Origin of the sequence: Pseudomonas sp. MPC6 (assembly GCF_006094435.1) — a bacterium.
Lineage (GTDB): Bacteria > Pseudomonadota > Gammaproteobacteria > Pseudomonadales > Pseudomonadaceae > Aquipseudomonas.
Window position 1 is genome coordinate 2,000,784 of sequence record NZ_CP034783.1, and the last position, 15,337, is coordinate 2,016,120.

At 49.4% G+C, this 15,337-nt stretch carries 12 protein-coding genes; 2 read left to right on the forward strand and 10 right to left on the reverse strand.

Annotated elements, in window-relative coordinates:
* Positions 1-259 precede the first annotated feature (259 nt).
* From ELQ88_RS11420 to ELQ88_RS11465, 10 genes are all read right to left on the reverse strand, one after another.
* Positions 260-1,003, reverse strand: a complete 744-nt coding sequence (locus ELQ88_RS11420; protein ID WP_138965102.1) for a WecB/TagA/CpsF family glycosyltransferase — start codon at positions 1,001-1,003, stop codon at positions 260-262.
* Positions 1,000-2,019 carry a lysylphosphatidylglycerol synthase transmembrane domain-containing protein gene (locus ELQ88_RS11425; protein ID WP_138965104.1) on the reverse strand — a complete coding sequence of 340 codons (1,020 nt, stop codon included), beginning with the start codon at positions 2,017-2,019 and terminating at the stop codon, positions 1,000-1,002. The genes ELQ88_RS11420 and ELQ88_RS11425 overlap by 4 nt, the downstream gene beginning before the upstream one ends.
* Entirely contained in the window at positions 2,019-3,032 is a 1,014-nt protein-coding gene (locus ELQ88_RS11430) for a nitroreductase family protein (RefSeq protein ID WP_138965106.1), read from the reverse strand. The genes ELQ88_RS11425 and ELQ88_RS11430 overlap by 1 nt, the downstream gene beginning before the upstream one ends.
* Complete coding sequence (locus ELQ88_RS11435; RefSeq protein ID WP_138965108.1) at positions 3,025-4,251, reverse strand: polysaccharide pyruvyl transferase family protein; 1,227 nt, start codon at positions 4,249-4,251, stop codon at positions 3,025-3,027. Before ELQ88_RS11435 ends, ELQ88_RS11430 begins: the two co-directional genes overlap by 8 nt.
* Entirely contained in the window at positions 4,248-5,645 is a 1,398-nt protein-coding gene (locus ELQ88_RS11440; RefSeq protein WP_138965110.1) for a hypothetical protein, read from the reverse strand. Before ELQ88_RS11440 ends, ELQ88_RS11435 begins: the two co-directional genes overlap by 4 nt.
* Before the next feature lie 293 nt (positions 5,646-5,938).
* Positions 5,939-7,306, reverse strand: a complete 1,368-nt coding sequence (locus ELQ88_RS11445; RefSeq protein WP_138969497.1) for an undecaprenyl-phosphate glucose phosphotransferase — start codon at positions 7,304-7,306, stop codon at positions 5,939-5,941.
* A gap of 883 nt (positions 7,307-8,189) precedes the next feature.
* Positions 8,190-8,696 carry a transcription/translation regulatory transformer protein RfaH gene (gene rfaH / locus ELQ88_RS11450; protein ID WP_138965113.1) on the reverse strand — a complete coding sequence of 169 codons (507 nt, stop codon included), beginning with the start codon at positions 8,694-8,696 and terminating at the stop codon, positions 8,190-8,192.
* Positions 8,697-8,753: 57 nt separating this feature from the next.
* Positions 8,754-10,988, reverse strand: a complete 2,235-nt coding sequence (locus ELQ88_RS11455; protein ID WP_138965115.1) for a polysaccharide biosynthesis tyrosine autokinase — start codon at positions 10,986-10,988, stop codon at positions 8,754-8,756.
* Between the two features lie 24 nt (positions 10,989-11,012).
* Positions 11,013-11,447, reverse strand: a complete 435-nt coding sequence (locus ELQ88_RS11460) for a low molecular weight protein-tyrosine-phosphatase (RefSeq protein WP_138965117.1) — start codon at positions 11,445-11,447, stop codon at positions 11,013-11,015.
* A gap of 217 nt (positions 11,448-11,664) precedes the next feature.
* A complete protein-coding gene (locus ELQ88_RS11465) occupies positions 11,665-12,453 on the reverse strand; it encodes a CPBP family intramembrane glutamic endopeptidase (RefSeq protein WP_138965119.1) in 789 nt (262 codons plus the stop codon).
* A 699-nt stretch (positions 12,454-13,152) separates the two neighbouring features.
* Here ELQ88_RS11465 and ELQ88_RS11470 point away from each other — a divergent pair.
* Both ELQ88_RS11470 and ELQ88_RS11475 read left to right on the forward strand, forming a co-directional pair.
* Entirely contained in the window at positions 13,153-13,524 is a 372-nt protein-coding gene (locus ELQ88_RS11470; protein ID WP_128870460.1) for a DUF6124 family protein, read from the forward strand.
* A gap of 417 nt (positions 13,525-13,941) precedes the next feature.
* Positions 13,942-15,090: a hypothetical protein gene (locus ELQ88_RS11475; RefSeq protein WP_138965121.1), complete on the forward strand. Its 1,149-nt coding sequence runs from the start codon at positions 13,942-13,944 to the stop codon at positions 15,088-15,090.
* Positions 15,091-15,337 lie beyond the last annotated feature (247 nt).

Genomic DNA, 15,337 nt, shown 5'->3' on the forward strand with positions numbered 1-15,337 from the left:
CGGGAAGAGGGGGGTATGGCGCACTTGAAAACAAAGGTTATTTCGCGTTCCCTTGGGAGTGTTTTGGTGTCCAATGTTTTGAACAAGCTCAGTAACCAAACTGTACGGCATGGCTTTTGTAGCCGAGAGTAAGCAAATGCCATAATCAACGAAGCCTGCCACTCGTGGATCGTGGTAGGTCTTTAGCTCAGATGAATGAAAATTTACGAGCTGATTCGTTAATACCAAAGCGATTTGTTTGTCAGTAGGTGTTTGATGATTATTTTGTTGCTTTTTGGTATTTCTCTGATATGGCTCTGTATATAAAAAGAGGGTTTCCAATTATGTAGCGTTTAAATAGCCGGCGAGGCTCTTTGTATAGCCTGTAGATCCATTCGGATTTGATTTTTCTGAGTACTTCGGGTGCTCTATTTGTCTCGCCACTCATGAAGTCAAATAAGGCGCCAACGCCAAATGCTAATGTGGCGTTTGTTTTTTCCAAATTGCGTGCTATCCAGGTTTCTTGTATCGGATTACCTAAGGCAACCAATATTAAGTCAGGCGAGACATGATTTATTTCGTTAACGATATCTGAATCTGTTTTGTTTGTGTATCCGTGAATTTGGCCAACTATTATATGTTTTTCTGCGTATTTGGAATTAATAAATTCTTTAGTTTTTTCCACGGACGTCTCTGATGCTCCGTACAGGAAAATTCGCAATTTGTAGTCTGTTGCCTCAAGGTAGAAAGGGATGAAGTCGGTCCCATTTAGGTTTTCCAGAAATGCACTGCCATAATTAATTTTTTTTGCTATGTCTAGGCCTGTACCGTCATTAAGTAAGAGAAAATTATTGAGTTCGTATTTTAGTGAAGGTTTATTGTGGCAGATATTTATAAGATTTGCATTGGCGAATGCAATTTTGGTTTGTTGTTTGTGTTTAAATAATTTGTCGATTTTTTCAACTGCTTGTGTGCGGGTTGAATTTAGTATGGGTATCCCAAAAAGCTCGACTGTGTCATTCATTTTGCTGATTCTGTTGAGGGAGGAATAAAGTGGAACTTGAGTTCAAGTAGTCCGCCAATAAGGGAAATTATTACTTGGAAGCTAAAAAGAATAATGCCCGATACTAAACCGATTTCTGGAGGGACGCCATATATTGAGAGTGCCCCGATGGTTCCGATTTCCCTAAAGCCAATTCCAGCAATAGAAAATGGAATCATCATAGTGAGAAAAGTAATGGCTCTAACGAAGAAGGCATCGCTCAAATCAATATGAACCGATAAAGATGATATTACTAAGTATTGACTTATGGCGGCGGTTGAAAACGACGCAAGCGACCAGAGTGAAAGCTTAATTAATTTTAGTTCATAAGACTCAACTGGTGACGCTGCTTTTGATGAGATTATAATTTTCTTTGTGATATTCCTAAAAAGTTTGGTCTTTCTTTTTTTGGATAAAGGTAGTGATGTGATGGTCCAGCGGATAAATAATCGGATCGCTCTTGAATCGTGTTTCTTTAGCAGAATTATACAAATCGATAGCGAGAGCCCAAATAATATTGCGCACGAAATTGATAGTATCGTGGCGGTGTTGTCGGTAATGACTCCCTCGTCGTACAGGGCGAGGCAGACAAAAGATACCAAAAATATTATGGAAAGTTGCTGGAATTTGTTGATTAGCATGCTTCCAGCAGATGTTATGCTGTCTACTCCTATGGCTTTATATTTCCTCCAGCGTATGGCGGAGGTTAGCGCCAGTGGAAGAAATAATGCATAAAACCTTACTTGGAAGTCGATTGTTAGTATTTTTCGAAAAAATTGTTGAGCGCTATTTCTTGAGTGTCTTAGTTCTTCATGGATTTGTGCCGAATTCAGTATCACTGATCCGATGATGTTTAGTACTAGGGCGAGGATGTAGTAAGTTGGTGAAATGCTCTTGAATGCGACTATAAGTTCTTGGGTGTCAATAATTGATGAAATTAGTGCGATGACCACCCCGGTCGCTGCTATTTTCAAAATGGTGATTTTGTTTAGTTTCATTATGTTTGTGTGCTCACCAATACTTCGTCAATGCTTCTTCGGGGCGATTCGGCTACGATGAGATCATCAGGCATGCTGCCAACGGCCATCAATGTGATAATTACTTCGTTGTCTGGTATTTTTGCAGATATATGTAGTGCTTTATCACGAGCTTTCGTGGCAGACCAATTTAAGAAACAAGTGGCCAGCCCGATTGAATGCAGTGAATAGCATAGTGTCATTGCCATAAGCCCACCGTCAACGTAACACTGGTTTCGCTCCGCTGCGCCTTCAAAACAGTTTAAATTGGAAGTAACAATTAGAACGTGGCTTGCCTGGTGCCCGAATCCTTTGTTTCCATTTTGCAGAGAGAGAATTTTTTCTTTGTCCTCTTTCTTTGAAAATGAATATATTTTTGTGCTTTGTCTATTACATACGGAGGGGGTTTTAAGAGAAATCTCGACGGCTTTTGCTATTTGTGTTTCACAGACTTGGGTGTTTTCAAATTGGCGCACACTGTGTCTGGATTTTACTAAAGAAGCAAATGACTTACTTGATTCCTCAAGTATGGAATTTTTACTTATTGTTAAAGTTCCACCACCAGTATCGTATCTTTTTCCGCTAGAGATAAGGTTGCGTAATCGAGAGTTCTCTTCTTTATTAACAATACAACTTGAATTTTGCTTTTGATGGAAATCATGGTACGCATCTAGTGTATTCAGCGCCTGCGCAATAATAGGGGATCCACCGTGTTTAGCAATGTGAGCATTGACCAAGTGGTAAAGGTTCTTGATAACGCTCTCGCCAAAGTTTAACTTTGGTTCGCTCAGTGATAGACCCTTCTCTAAGCGATGGTACTCCTTGAGTATAAATGATTCTAAAGATTTTCTATTTTTGTATATGTCGCCTGATGCGCAGTATCTAATGTAACGTGTAAAGTCGTAGACGTAATTTAGGGGAGTACTAAATAGGGAAATTGTTGACTTTAATTTCCATTTCAGTTCCGGGCTGAGTTTTTCTTTGATTTTATCCATTTTTTTCTGTTATTTCTTTAGCGATGGAGAAATTCATTTTTGAAAGTTTCTTTAGTTCGTTTATTTTATCTTGGTTTATTGTTTTAGAAACTGAGTTTTCGTAAGCTTCAATCATGTTTGCAGTGGTTATTTTCTTGGCATCTATAGTTAGTTCTTTACCCTGTTCTACCCCGTAAATATCGCGCATGATTCCGTGGGCTTTCCGGCTGTATGCGATACTTACTGTGGGAATGCCTTGCGATAAAGAAGCAATCGTGGCGTGTGTTCTTGTTCCAATCAGGCATTCACATTGCCCAATCAGGCCTTTGAGTTCTACCGCATTAGGTTCTCCGCTTATTACTCGGACATTTTTCTTATTTTTAACTAACTTCATTACCTCCATGCAGGCGATTACGTCATTATTACTTGGGTTGGTTTCGATTACATGGGCAATAAGTATAACTTGCTTGTTTAGATTGGTGAGGTGATCAATGAGTTCGGCAAAACATTTGTAGTAGGATGACTTGTCAAGTCCGGAGTATTTGATTATGCCTTGGCTTACTGAGATCGCGACAGTTGGAGTGGTAAATGACATACCGAAGTTATCGTTTAGGTAGTCGTTTGCCTCACTCCTGCCTTGTGTGGGAAGTGTAAAAGCGACATCGGCCACGAGATGTAGGTCGGTCTGTATGTCAATTGACTTCAAATATTCGTATGATTCAGTTTCGCGCACGCTGATTGCTGCTATGTTCTGCAAGGAGCGAAGGAAATAATCTTCATCAGGTTTTGTAAAAGGCCCAATTGTATGGCTGCAAAGAAATACGGATTTTTTTCTTGCAATCAATGGATAGGACAAGTGTTTTCTGAGGTTGTGATAATCCGAAGTGAAGATGTCCCCGCCGGTGCATACCACTAAGTCGGAGCTTTTAATAGTGGAAAGACTCTTTACATAAGTTCCTCTTATCTTTTCTGGGGCGAGTTTTTCGGCAAGTGCGATTGCCTTATAACCAATCTTGTTCAAGAATTGGCTTTTGGTGTGGTTGGGTGTTTTGATAATGGATGAAAGATAGACCTTCTCTACTATTCCGTTGTATCTCCATTGGTCAAACGATGGGTCATTTGTGTGGAGGGAAAATTTTGCGCTTGGGATTAGTTCTTGAATACCAAAGATTGTTGAGCTTACTAATGCTTCGCAGCCGCGATTTCTTGTTCCGGTAAGATTGGTAATGGATATTTTCATTGTGAGGTATGGCCGCTAATGTGGTGGATTTTCTTTTGGTGATTTGATTCTATTGTAGCTACTACAAATGTTAGAAGGATTATGTAGTTTAGATTGATTAGATTCTCCTGCAACATTGCGTTAGTCCAATAAATCAGCCAGGCTGATTTTGCAATTGGTGATTTTATGTTAGTGAAAATCTTTATTATGGAAGCAAAAAATGCTGCCACGCCAATTAGTCCGATCTGATAAACCAGCAAGCCTAAGCTGCTTTCGGCGCCACCACCTAGCCAGTCATCTTGGCTTATGTCACCGAGAAGATATGACTTTAATATATTCCCACTAGATCCTATTCCGTGTCCTATAAGACTGCTCAAGTCGCGGTTCGTTAAAGCCGTTTCTATTGGTCCAAATAATCCTAGAATGTGAACGTTCGCGCTAGTATTTAAGTCTGACGCGCCTTTTAAATAAAGTGTGATAAGAGCTATTACGCTAAGGATGTAAACCAAGTTTCGCTGAGTTACTCTGGATGAAACTGCAGATATAAGAATTGATCCTGCAAGCCAAATAATGGCGCCTTTAGATAGGCTTATAATGGTTATTGCCATAGCGATGAAGAATTTTATGTATTTACTCTCTGAGTACAGAGCGAGTGCGATTGATGCAGCTATGTAGCCAAAAAGTATGGGGTCTTCAGATGTCCCTGGAAATCTCAAAATGAAGTGATCCCCGATTGGGGTCCACCAGATGCGAGGGTAGCCCGCAATAAGCTCAAAGCCTTTCGCACCTTGTTGGTCCTGATAGTACTCGGGAGGCATTAGTATTAGGCTAATGAGTGCTCCAATTGGAACTGATAATGCGAGTAATACGAGCCAAGGAGTACTGTTGATTTTTAGACTACTTTTATTGGTTGAAAGTCTATATAGGATCAGTAATGAAAGTACTAAAGGTATGAAGCTGTTGGCCAGATATTGAAATTTAGCTCCGCTGTGTTGTACTGGTGTAATTGTTCCGATAATAACGCAAGCACAGAATATCAACATGCTAAATGGAAATTCTTTATCCTTAAGTGTTAGGGAGATCAGTGTTATCGATAGTAAAACGCATATCGCAGTATTTTTTGTTAGTGCCAAGGATGTTCTAATAGCGCTATGGGTGATTTCTGAAATTTGAGGGGTTATTGTGAAAGAATAAAACCCTATTAAGTAATACGCGATTAGTATTGCGAAACAGCTTTCTATTACTTTTTCAGTCCCGTGGTCGCGGTTGGATACTACAGTCATAGTAATAACTGCGATTGGGATTAGGGTGTATATTATGCTGTTTCCGAACGCGCCAAAAATCCCTGGAATTAAACACATTAGGAGTAGGGTTAGTGCGTTTATTAGGGTTCTTGTGTAGTTTTTTGAAACCATAATGGGCGGGCTCGTGGGGCTGTATTCTGACTGCGAAGCTTTCACTTCTATAATTTTGCTTTGGATCGTATTGCGTAGCTAGTGCCCTGTTTGCAAATTAATTTCCTAATTTTCACCTGTGCTTCAGGTTGTTGTTTTTGACTCGGAAAGTTGCTAGTTAGGAAATAATAAGGAAAAGTGGTTTCTTGTTATCGTGGCCCTTTTCTTTGTGGAGGGCTGCAAGGTCTTATGTTACGTAGCTGAAAATTCAAAAATAAGGATGTATGCCACGTACATTGCTTTGCAGGAATGGGTTAGTAGATGTCTTTCGAAAACAAGCTAAATGGAGTCTTGATCAGAATTTTGATATCCAGCCAAAGCGACCAGTGGTTGATATATGCCAAGTCAAGTTCCACACGCTTTTCCATCTTGTCCAGTGTTTCGGTCTCGCCACGACAGCCGCTGATCTGCGCCAATCCGGTAATCCCCGGTTTGATTCGATGTCGGGCCATATAGGCGTCGATCTTGCCGGTGTAGTAATCGTTATGGGCAACGGCGTGAGGGCGTGGGCCCACCAGTGACATGCGACCTTGTAGGGCATTGAACAGTTGCGGCAACTCATCGATAGAGGTGCGGCGGATAAACCGGCCTACGCGAGTGATGCGTGGGTCTTCACGGCTGGCCTGCCTAACTTGATGGTCATCGTGCATTCGCATTGAGCGGAACTTCCAGACCTTGATGATCTTGCCGTTCCAGCCATGGCGTTTTTGCTTAAATAGTACCGGGCCGGGCGATGACATTTTCACGGCTAGGGCAGTGGCCAGCAACACGGGGCTGAGCAGGATGATGGCGATCAGCGCGACGGTGCGATCCAGTAAGGCTTTGGAGAGTGCCGCGGTGGGGTAAGAGGTCAGCGGACTCTCATTGAGGTGGATTGCGGGGAGTCCCTCGATTTCCGATACAGAGTGGTTAAGCAGAATCAGGCTGCGCAGGTCGGGAATCCAGATCACGTCGACGCTGGAGTCGAGCAAATCAATATAGAGCTCTTCGATTTTCTCGGCTTCCGTCAGGGGTAATGCTATGTAGAGCCGACGAATGCGATGAGTAGCGATCAAGTCGCGCAGGTGGGCGAGACTGCCTAGGATGGGGTACACGTTGTTGCTTGGTAACGGCAGATCGTCCGCAGCCACCAGACCTATTAGAGGTTCTTTTTTTTGGTGAGCCAGTTTGTCCGCGAGATCTAGTGCAAGGTCACCGGTGCCGATAATCAGCGAGGTGCGAGCTGCCTGGATCCTCTGCTGGTAGCGTCTGGAGAGGTTATGTAGCGGCAGGTACAGGCAGGCTTGTAGCGCGAAGCCGGCCACCGCCAGGATAATTATCACTTCACGGGAGAATAGCTCGCTGGTCTTTGTGATGAAAGCCGCAACCGTCAGACCGCAGAGCAATGCCAACCAACCGGCAAGCAGGCGGCCAAGCCCGGCGAGATACCCATGCTGCTTGTGATAAACCTGCATCATGGTGTAAGCCGGTACTGAACCGAGCAGCATGAGAGCCGCAAGCATGCGGTATTGGGTATCGACTTCGCCAGTCTTCATCACAGCCAGTGCGCAAAGCAGGAGGATGAGAACGGAGATTGCGGCCAGCCATTGGGCCCAGAATGTAAGGCTACGACCTGCTGGCATTGTAGTGCTGCGCTTGCGAATCAAGATAAAGTCCCTCGCGTTGGAATGGGCATAGCCTTCCAGGCTGTGCCCGCTGGGAGGAGGAATAACCTCCATGCAGCTGGAGTTACTGTTTGGGCCTGAGGCACAAACCGGTCGTTGTCGTGGCGTTCCCCGTATCCGTAGCAGGGGACGCACTTGCCTTGGCCAATATCAAGGTTTTGGGCACGCTACCGCCCCAGGATTCACCGTTGGTTTCCTGAGAACGTGCGCCGTGGGTGCGACGTGAGCCGTATGCACAAGCGCTGGCAATTTTTAGGGAGAAAGGATCAATCAGGCAGGGCCGAGTCTTTGCTCGGTTCATGGCGCGCAGAGGAGATGAGTCTTTCCTTGACTGCTGCACGACGCGAGGTCTGTGCAATGGCATCCTGCCGAAATGAGTTGTTTTCTCAGCCGACGGCACATTTTACTGATTTGGTAGGAAAAGTGAAGGCAAATACAGTCCTCTCTGAAAGATCCTACATGCGGGACTGTGTGTTTTGAGTAATGGGTCACGGATTTAGTAAGCGGAATGTCTGGGATTCTAGAACTTTTTATTGGTAATTGATGCTCCAAGCGGTACAGATGTGAGTTTTGGTTGGAGATAGTGTGACTGTGATGGCATTTGGCTATGATTTTTTTTGCGCTACGTGGATTGCTGGAGGGGCTGAGATGTGGGGTTTCATAGGCAGGTCAGTTTTGAGTTTGAGTTTGGGTTGGGAGGTGTGGCTTAAGGTCGATCACTATTTCAGCGAGCTCGGCTCCTGCAGGCGGGGAGTGTGCGGGTGTGGCGGGGCGGGATGTGACGGGGATGGTGATAGTGAGGCGGATGTATTGTTTTTGTTTTAGAGGGCGGGGCGTAGGGTCAAGTTTTTTCTATGGCGCTGATCGGGATGCTTAGAGTGTGTTCCCGATGCAGGAGGTGCAGGAGGATTACGATGCGTTCGGCTCCGTCGCGGGCCAAGAATATAGCCTCGAGTTCTTTGTAGCTGCCGCTGTTGATTCGCACGCGGTCTCCGGGCTCAAAAGATACGGATTCTTGCGGTTTTTCGCTAAGTTGTTGTTTGAGCTGTTCGATGAGTTCGTCAGCCACGGCGATAGGCTGTTTGCCGAACGTTACCAATTGGTTCACGCCGCGAGTTGAGCGGATGGGGTGCCAATTATCATTCAGTTGGTCGAGCTGGATAAACAGATAGCCAGGGAACAATGACTCCATCGAAGTGGTGCGGCGGCCGCGCTGGATGCGTTCGATGTTATGGGTGGGGCGGTAGCACTTGAAGGCTTGGCGCGTCAGGTTTTCCTCGGCGCGTGAGTCTTGTCGTGGTTTGCACTGGATCAGGTACCAGCGGGGTGGCGGATGCTGGGGAGGCATGCGGGAAGCTCTCGTGGGTAGATCAGGGCAGCGGTGCTGCCCCGATATTCCGGTGTGCTATTTGTCTGAGGCGTATTCGTACTGGTAGTAGCTGTAGTTGCCGTAACCGTAGGCCGAAGCTTTCCGTTCCACTGCGTTGAAAATTGCGCCTTTGATGTCGATGCCGTTTTGTTCGAAGCGACGCTTGGTCACCTGAATTTCCTTGGCAGCGTTAACGCCGAAACGGGTTACGATCAGGCTTGTGCCGGCCTGGCGTCCGACCAGGGCGGCATCGGTAACCGCTAGGATCGGTGGGGTGTCGATGATCACCAGGTCATACTGGCTGCTGACATTTTCTAGGAACTGGGTGAAATTGCTGTGCATCAACAATTCCGACGGGTTCGGTGGGATCTGCCCGCGAGTGACGACATGCAGGTTTTCCACTTCCGTCGAATGGGTTGCTGTGGTCAGGTCGATCTTGCCGGCCAGTAGGTCAGACAAGCCATTACTCACGTCCAGGCGGAACAGCTTATTTAGATAGCCTTTGCGCATGTCAGCGTCGACCAGCAGAACCTTCTGTCCAGTCTGGGCGATAATGGCCGCGAGGTTCGACGAGACGAAGGATTTTCCCACGGCCGGGCTCGGGCCGGAGATCATCAAGATGTTGTTCTTGGCCTCCAGGGTCGCGAAGTGCAGGCTGGTGCGCAGGCTGCGCAACGATTCCATGGCTAGGTCTGCGGGGTTGTTCACCGCCAGTAGTAGCGAGCCGGTGCTTGCGCGTCCGTTACCTTTTGTATTGTTTTCTATAAGGGACTGTCCCTTGCTGAGCGGGATCGAGGCATAAACTGGGATGCCTAGCTGTTCAATGGCCTCTGGGTCTTCTATGCCGCGATTCAACGCTTTGCGGAGCAGTACGTAAGCCACGGCAATCAAGCCGCCGAACAGGGTGGCGATCAGCACAATCAGCGGTTTTTTCGGTTTGACCGGTTGCTCGATATTCGCATCAGCTGAGTCGATGATGCGCACGTTGCCCACCGTACCCGCGCGAACTATGTCTAGTTCCTGAGTTTTGTTCAGCAGCTGGGTGTAAATCTCGGTCGTCACTTGCATGTCGCGGGCCAGGCGCAGCAGCTCCTGCTGGGTTTCCGGCAGGTTCTTGACCTTTTTTTCCAGCGTGCGTTTCTGTTGATCGAGTTGACTCATCTGTGTCATCAATGCTTGGTAGGCCGGGTGCTCGCGGGTAAAGCGGTGTTCCATTTCTGCTTGCTTGAGCTTCAACTCGGAAATTATCGTTTCCAGGGCCACGATCGAATCGAGCACGGCTTTGGTTTCGATGGTGATGTCCACCGAGCGGGCGCTGGTCTGGTAGGCGTTGAGCTGGCCTTCGGCTTTTTCCAGTTGCTTGCGCACATCCGGTAGCTGGGTTCGCAGGAACTCAAGGCTTTGCGCGGCCTCGGCGGAGTTGCGCTGGACGTTCTGCAATACATAGAGGCGGTTGATTTCATCCAGCACCTTGTTGGCTAGTGCGGGATTTTCGTTTTCTAGCGACAGTGCGATGATGCCGGACTCTTTGCCGCGCTCAATTGCAGACACATCGTCCTGGTACTGCAAAATGGTATTGAGGCGACGCTGTTTGGTTACGCTGAATAACGAGCCTGAATTAGCATTGAGGGTAGCGACTTGCACCTTGAAGCCATTTTGCTCCAATTTTTCGCCAACCTGACCTTTTACAAGGAGTTGGTCGTCCTCATTGATTAGCGTGAACGCGCCATTGCCTTCTGCACGTAACGTAAGCGGTTCACCCAAGTATTCATCTGGGACCTCCAGCTGGAAGATGTCGAGATTTTCCCCGCCCCACGTAAAGCTGTTTAAGCCGAGCAAGGGTGAGGCTAATTCGTTTTCACTGCTTGGCTTGAAGTGCCGGCTCAAAAAGTGACCGATCAGCGGGAAGTAATTAGGCTCAACGATTATATCGAGCTTTAGGTTCTCCACCGCCTTGCCCAGCACCGCCCGGGATTTGAGCAACTCGATTTCGGTCACCGCCGGTGAGGTGCCACCGAACATCTCGGTCATTTCCGCCATGCCGCCCAAGGCAGCCAGGCCACCTTTTTTCTCCTCTACCTGGACGAGTGCATTCGCCTGGTAGATCGGCGTTGACAACAGAGCGACAGCAACACCGATTGCGCAAAACAACGCGGTGATGCCGATGATGATCCACTTGCTATCGATCAAGGTGCCGAGTAGCGCGAGCAGATCGATGCTGTCATCGTCGTCGCGGTGTTCCTGAATGGGTAGGCTGTTTTGGCTTGGCATGCGGGGTACTTTTACAAGAGGTGATTATAATTTTTGCGACCAGCTGTCGACGCCTTGCGCCATCAGTTGGTAGACGTGTTCGAAGGCGACTTTCTGCTGACGGTAGGGGTCGGAGATTTCCTGGTTGTCCTGCCACTTGCCCAGCAGGAACGTCTTGCCGCGCACTTCCGGAGCCATTTCGACGATGCGGTCCACATGGCGTTTTTCCATAGCGAGTATCACATCGGCTTGTTGCAGATGTTCGCGAGTCAGTTGCCGGCCTTTGTGGTCCGGGAGATCGCCGCCATGCTCGCGCAGTACTTCCAGCGCGGTGCTATCCATGGGTTTGTCTACCAGCGCGCCGAGGCCCGCCGAACTGACGTCAATGCCGCGATGGGCCAGTCTGCTTTTAAGCAGGGCTTCGACGGTGGGGCTGCGGCAGATATTGCCGACGCATACGACCAGGATTTTATTGAACATAGGGCTGCGATGGTTGCGAGATCGAGTGTGATGACCGCACAGGCAGCAGGAAGGAGGGGGTGGAATTCCTTTCCAACGCAACAGTACGGCATTCTCCGGTGCATTGCTGCTGCCGGGGCCATTTCAAAAGCGTGCACTTTAGAGGCGCAGGGGGGGAGGGTCAAGGATTGGCTGTTACTTTCTGCCATACGGGTGTTTGCTTTTGTTAGCAATATTATTATGCCAGCATCGGGTAGGTGAATAGGCCAAAGTGCAGCAGATTCAAACCAAAATGCGTGGCGACTGCGGCGGCCAGTCCGGCGTAGCGGTAGGCCAGGCCGTAGCCGATGCCGGCCAGGGTTGCCAGGAATACCCATTGCCAACCGGCGCCCCAGTGGGCCAGGCCGAACAGTAGCGCTGCGCCTAGCAGGGCGAAGTGTTCGCCGTAGGGCAGGTGTTTGAGTCGCTGGGTGAAGCCGCCTTGTATATAGCCGCGGAACAGGGCTTCTTCGACCAGGGTGATCAGCAGGAGGTTGTTGAGGAGCCAGAGTCGGGCGATGTCGGGCCATTTCGGTGACCATTCGATGATGCCGAGCAGGCAGGCGCTGGCGAGGGTGAGCAGGGCGGTCAGGCTCAGGGTGATGGCGCTGGTTTTCAGGGTTTGGGTGAGTGAGCGTTGGGCGATGATCCAGGGGCAGGCGAGGATGAGCCAGAAGCCGATCAGGGGTTTGTCGAGGTTCAGGTACATCGAGAAGGGGATGGCGTTTTCGCTGAAGCGTTGTGGGGGGATGACTTGGGCGTTGTAAAAGCCTGGCAGGTAGTGGAGGGCCAGGGTCAGGGCGAGGAGGATGAATAGGGTGTGGCCCAGGTAGCGGGCGTAGGGGTGGTTTTGTGGCTGGATGGCGAGGCCGGCGAGCAGGAGCAGGGTGAGGGGGAGGGCTGCCTGGAGGTCGAGTTGGCCGTAGGTGAGTGCGAGGACGTAGCCGGCGGTGAGTAGGGTCAGGTAGGGCCAGGGCAGTCGGAGCATGGGTCTTCCTTGGGTGGGGCTTGGTGTCAGGTGGGCATTGAGGCTATCGGGCAAAGCTCCAATGCCTGTCAGTTAAGCGCAATTCATGTGGGAGTGGCAGTGCGACGATTCGACTTGCTCGCGAAAGCGGTGTGTCAGCGATATCAGTGTTATCGCGGGTAAGCCTACCGCCACAGGTATTGAAGTTGGATGTGGGATTATGGTCAGCATATAAACTTTGTTGGGGGGGGCGGTGTGTCAGGCGATATCCATATTGACTGGGCGGGCGTCTTCGCGAGCAAGCTTGCTCCTACAGGGGCCGTGCGTATCTGCAGTTCATGTTTTTGTCGCGTAATTGGCGTATTAAACATCCTCTGGCGGTGCGTGTTTAAAAGGTCTGTAGGTTGTTTCGCACAGGCTACAACGTCTTGCTCCATTACCTACGATTACGTCAGAATCCGCCGGCTTGTGCGTCTTGGGCTTGGGTTCTATCGTTTGCCGGTCGCTGAAAAACAGCGATCGGGTTTGGTAGCCCGGTTACCCGGCGCATAGCGCCACCGTTTGCAGGCCTTTTCAGGCCTCGGTTTTATGGTGGCCATGCGTAGGGCGCTCTCGAGCGCGCCGGGTTGCCAGGTAACCGGTCTACCAACCTTCGTATGGCCGCCACCCACGTTTGGTAGCGAGGGTGATGGCTCCACTTTATTATCTGGAGTTTCATCTATGTTTAAAGTAACGCCCAACCCGCCGGACACCGATCCGACATCGCTGCACGAGCCCCCCGATTCAGAAAAATACGACGAGGTTGTCAAACGCGCCCTCGATTTCTACGCCAACCCTGCCGCCCACACCGCCGTTATCAAAGCCACTCCGAGGCAACTCGACAGCATGTTCATCGTCAACCCGCAAGTTGATGTCGAAACCCTGCTGGGCCACGCTTGCGAATCCCTGGCGTCGGCCAATGTCATGGCCATGGACCTGGCGGATCATCTGGATGGGACAAGCCGCAATTCCCTGTTGGGTATTGCGCAAGTCATCATGCTGGGCGAGTTGGCGGTGAATCGCGCGTTGGATCGGATAGATCATTCCGAGTAACGATGACTACTTGTGGCCAGGGAGTTTGCGCCTGCTGGGTTGTGAAGCGGTTCCAAAAGGGTGACTGCGGTTTTTCAGGGAAAGCTCGGCGACCTTTTTTGGGGCTGCTACGCAGCCCAGCAGGCGCAAGCTCCCTCGCCACAGGTTGGGTGTTTGCTGCGACGATTCTTGTGGGGAGCTTGCGCCAATCCTTTCCTTGATTTGTGCTTCCGCCAGATTTGGCTGTGTTTTATAACTCATCAAGTTATTTAAGTTGTTTGGAGTATTTTTGGGTTACTTATGTAAGTAACGTCTGTAGTCCTATTCCGAAAATTCAACACTTTCCAAATTTTGGCTATGACTGACAATCGGATTTCGCTAAGTTTATTGATGGTTTTATTGAATCTAAAGATTCAACCGTTAATAGAGGATTAGTGAGTGCAAACAGCAAAGAAATACCTGACAGAGACAGCCGTCCATCAAGCCCTGTTACTGCAAGACTTCACGGAGAAAAGCACTCACGATCACGCCATTCGGCTATTGCTGGATGAAGTTCTCTTGGGGCTTGTTGAAAAAGGCTGGCCCCAGGCAAAAATCCAGACAGGACCGCGCATCGTCACCGCTGAAGAAAATTACGGTTTGCTTGGTTATGACCCGACAGAAATCACCCTGGGCAGTGAACACACCCGGTGGGTCGATGAGCACTCCCTGCTGCGAACGCAGACCACCAGTCAAATTCCGGCGGCGCTGCAGCGTGCGGCTGAAGTACGGCAACCGGGGGAGATGATACTGATGGCCGCGCCAGGTATCACGTTTCGGCGCGATAGCAGGGATCGATGGCATTGTGCGGAACCGCATCAAATGGACGTCTGGGTGCTCGGTGATCCGGAGCTGTCGACGCATGAGCACTTGTTACGTCTGGTCAGCGACATCCTTGAATCAGCTGTACCGGACAAGCCCTGGGTCTACAGCAATAGTCCGCACCACTACACCGAAGGCGGAATTGAAGTGAATGTGTTGAATGACGGCGCACCGGTCGAAGTCCTGGAGTGCGGACGTATTGCGACCTCTTTACTGCAGCGCCTGAAGATAGATCCGTTGCAACATGGAGGGCTGGCGCTTGGTATGGGGCTGGATCGCCTAACCATGCTACGCAAAGGCATCCCGGATATTCGTTTGCTGCGTGATCAGAACGTACGGGTTCAGGCGCAGATGCATGATCTGAAACCATGGAGCGCCGTATCACGTTTGCCTTCGATTGCTCGTGACATTTCGTTGGCGGTCACGCCTGGGCTGAGTGAGGAAGTGTTGACCGAGAGAATGCTGCAAGCGGCTGGCGACTGTTCTGACTGGATCGAGGAGATGCGGGTCAAGGGGCGCTGGGTGTTCTCGGAAGTACCTGTGCAGGCGGTTGAACGCCTTGGGCTGCTGCCGGGGCAGGAGAATGTGCTTTTGCGGGTTGTGCTGCGGGATTGTTCGCGATCGATTACTGCGGCTGAAGCGAATGCGTTGTATGCGGGGATTCAGTCGGCGTTGCATGAGGGGGCGCCGGGGGCGGGGTACAGGATGGATTTTACCAAGGTTTAGAAGCTTCACAGGAGCATTGCTGGGGGCGGGTTTCGCTTATGGAGTTCACCGACAATCTTTAGGAGCACTCCGGGGATGATAGGACGCCATCGCGGGCAAGTCTGCTCCCACAGGTATTGGGGGTGGGTGTTGGATTGGAGGCATCATATAAAGCTTTTTTGGGGCGTGGGGTTGGTCGTGATGGCGGTGTGTCAGGTGATATTTTTGTTGGTTGATAGACTGCTTTCGCTGGCAAGCCAGCTCCTAC

Excerpts from the sequence above, each read along its gene's own strand:
- ELQ88_RS11420 (WP_138965102.1), bottom strand. The coding sequence starts at position 1,003 with ATGAATGACACAGTCGAGCTTTTTGGGATACCCATACTAAATTCAACC.
- ELQ88_RS11425 (WP_138965104.1), bottom strand. The coding sequence starts at position 2,019 with ATGAAACTAAACAAAATCACCATTTTGAAAATAGCAGCGACCGGGGTG.
- ELQ88_RS11430 (WP_138965106.1), bottom strand. The coding sequence starts at position 3,032 with ATGGATAAAATCAAAGAAAAACTCAGCCCGGAACTGAAATGGAAATTA.
- ELQ88_RS11435 (WP_138965108.1), bottom strand. The coding sequence starts at position 4,251 with ATGAAAATATCCATTACCAATCTTACCGGAACAAGAAATCGCGGCTGC.
- ELQ88_RS11440 (WP_138965110.1), bottom strand. The coding sequence starts at position 5,645 with ATGGTTTCAAAAAACTACACAAGAACCCTAATAAACGCACTAACCCTA.
- ELQ88_RS11445 (WP_138969497.1), bottom strand. The coding sequence starts at position 7,306 with ATGCCAGCAGGTCGTAGCCTTACATTCTGGGCCCAATGGCTGGCCGCA.
- rfaH (WP_138965113.1), bottom strand. The coding sequence starts at position 8,696 with ATGCCTCCCCAGCATCCGCCACCCCGCTGGTACCTGATCCAGTGCAAA.
- ELQ88_RS11455 (WP_138965115.1), bottom strand. The coding sequence starts at position 10,988 with ATGCCAAGCCAAAACAGCCTACCCATTCAGGAACACCGCGACGACGAT.
- ELQ88_RS11460 (WP_138965117.1), bottom strand. The coding sequence starts at position 11,447 with ATGTTCAATAAAATCCTGGTCGTATGCGTCGGCAATATCTGCCGCAGC.
- ELQ88_RS11465 (WP_138965119.1), bottom strand. The coding sequence starts at position 12,453 with ATGCTCCGACTGCCCTGGCCCTACCTGACCCTACTCACCGCCGGCTAC.
- ELQ88_RS11470 (WP_128870460.1), top strand. The coding sequence starts at position 13,153 with ATGTTTAAAGTAACGCCCAACCCGCCGGACACCGATCCGACATCGCTG.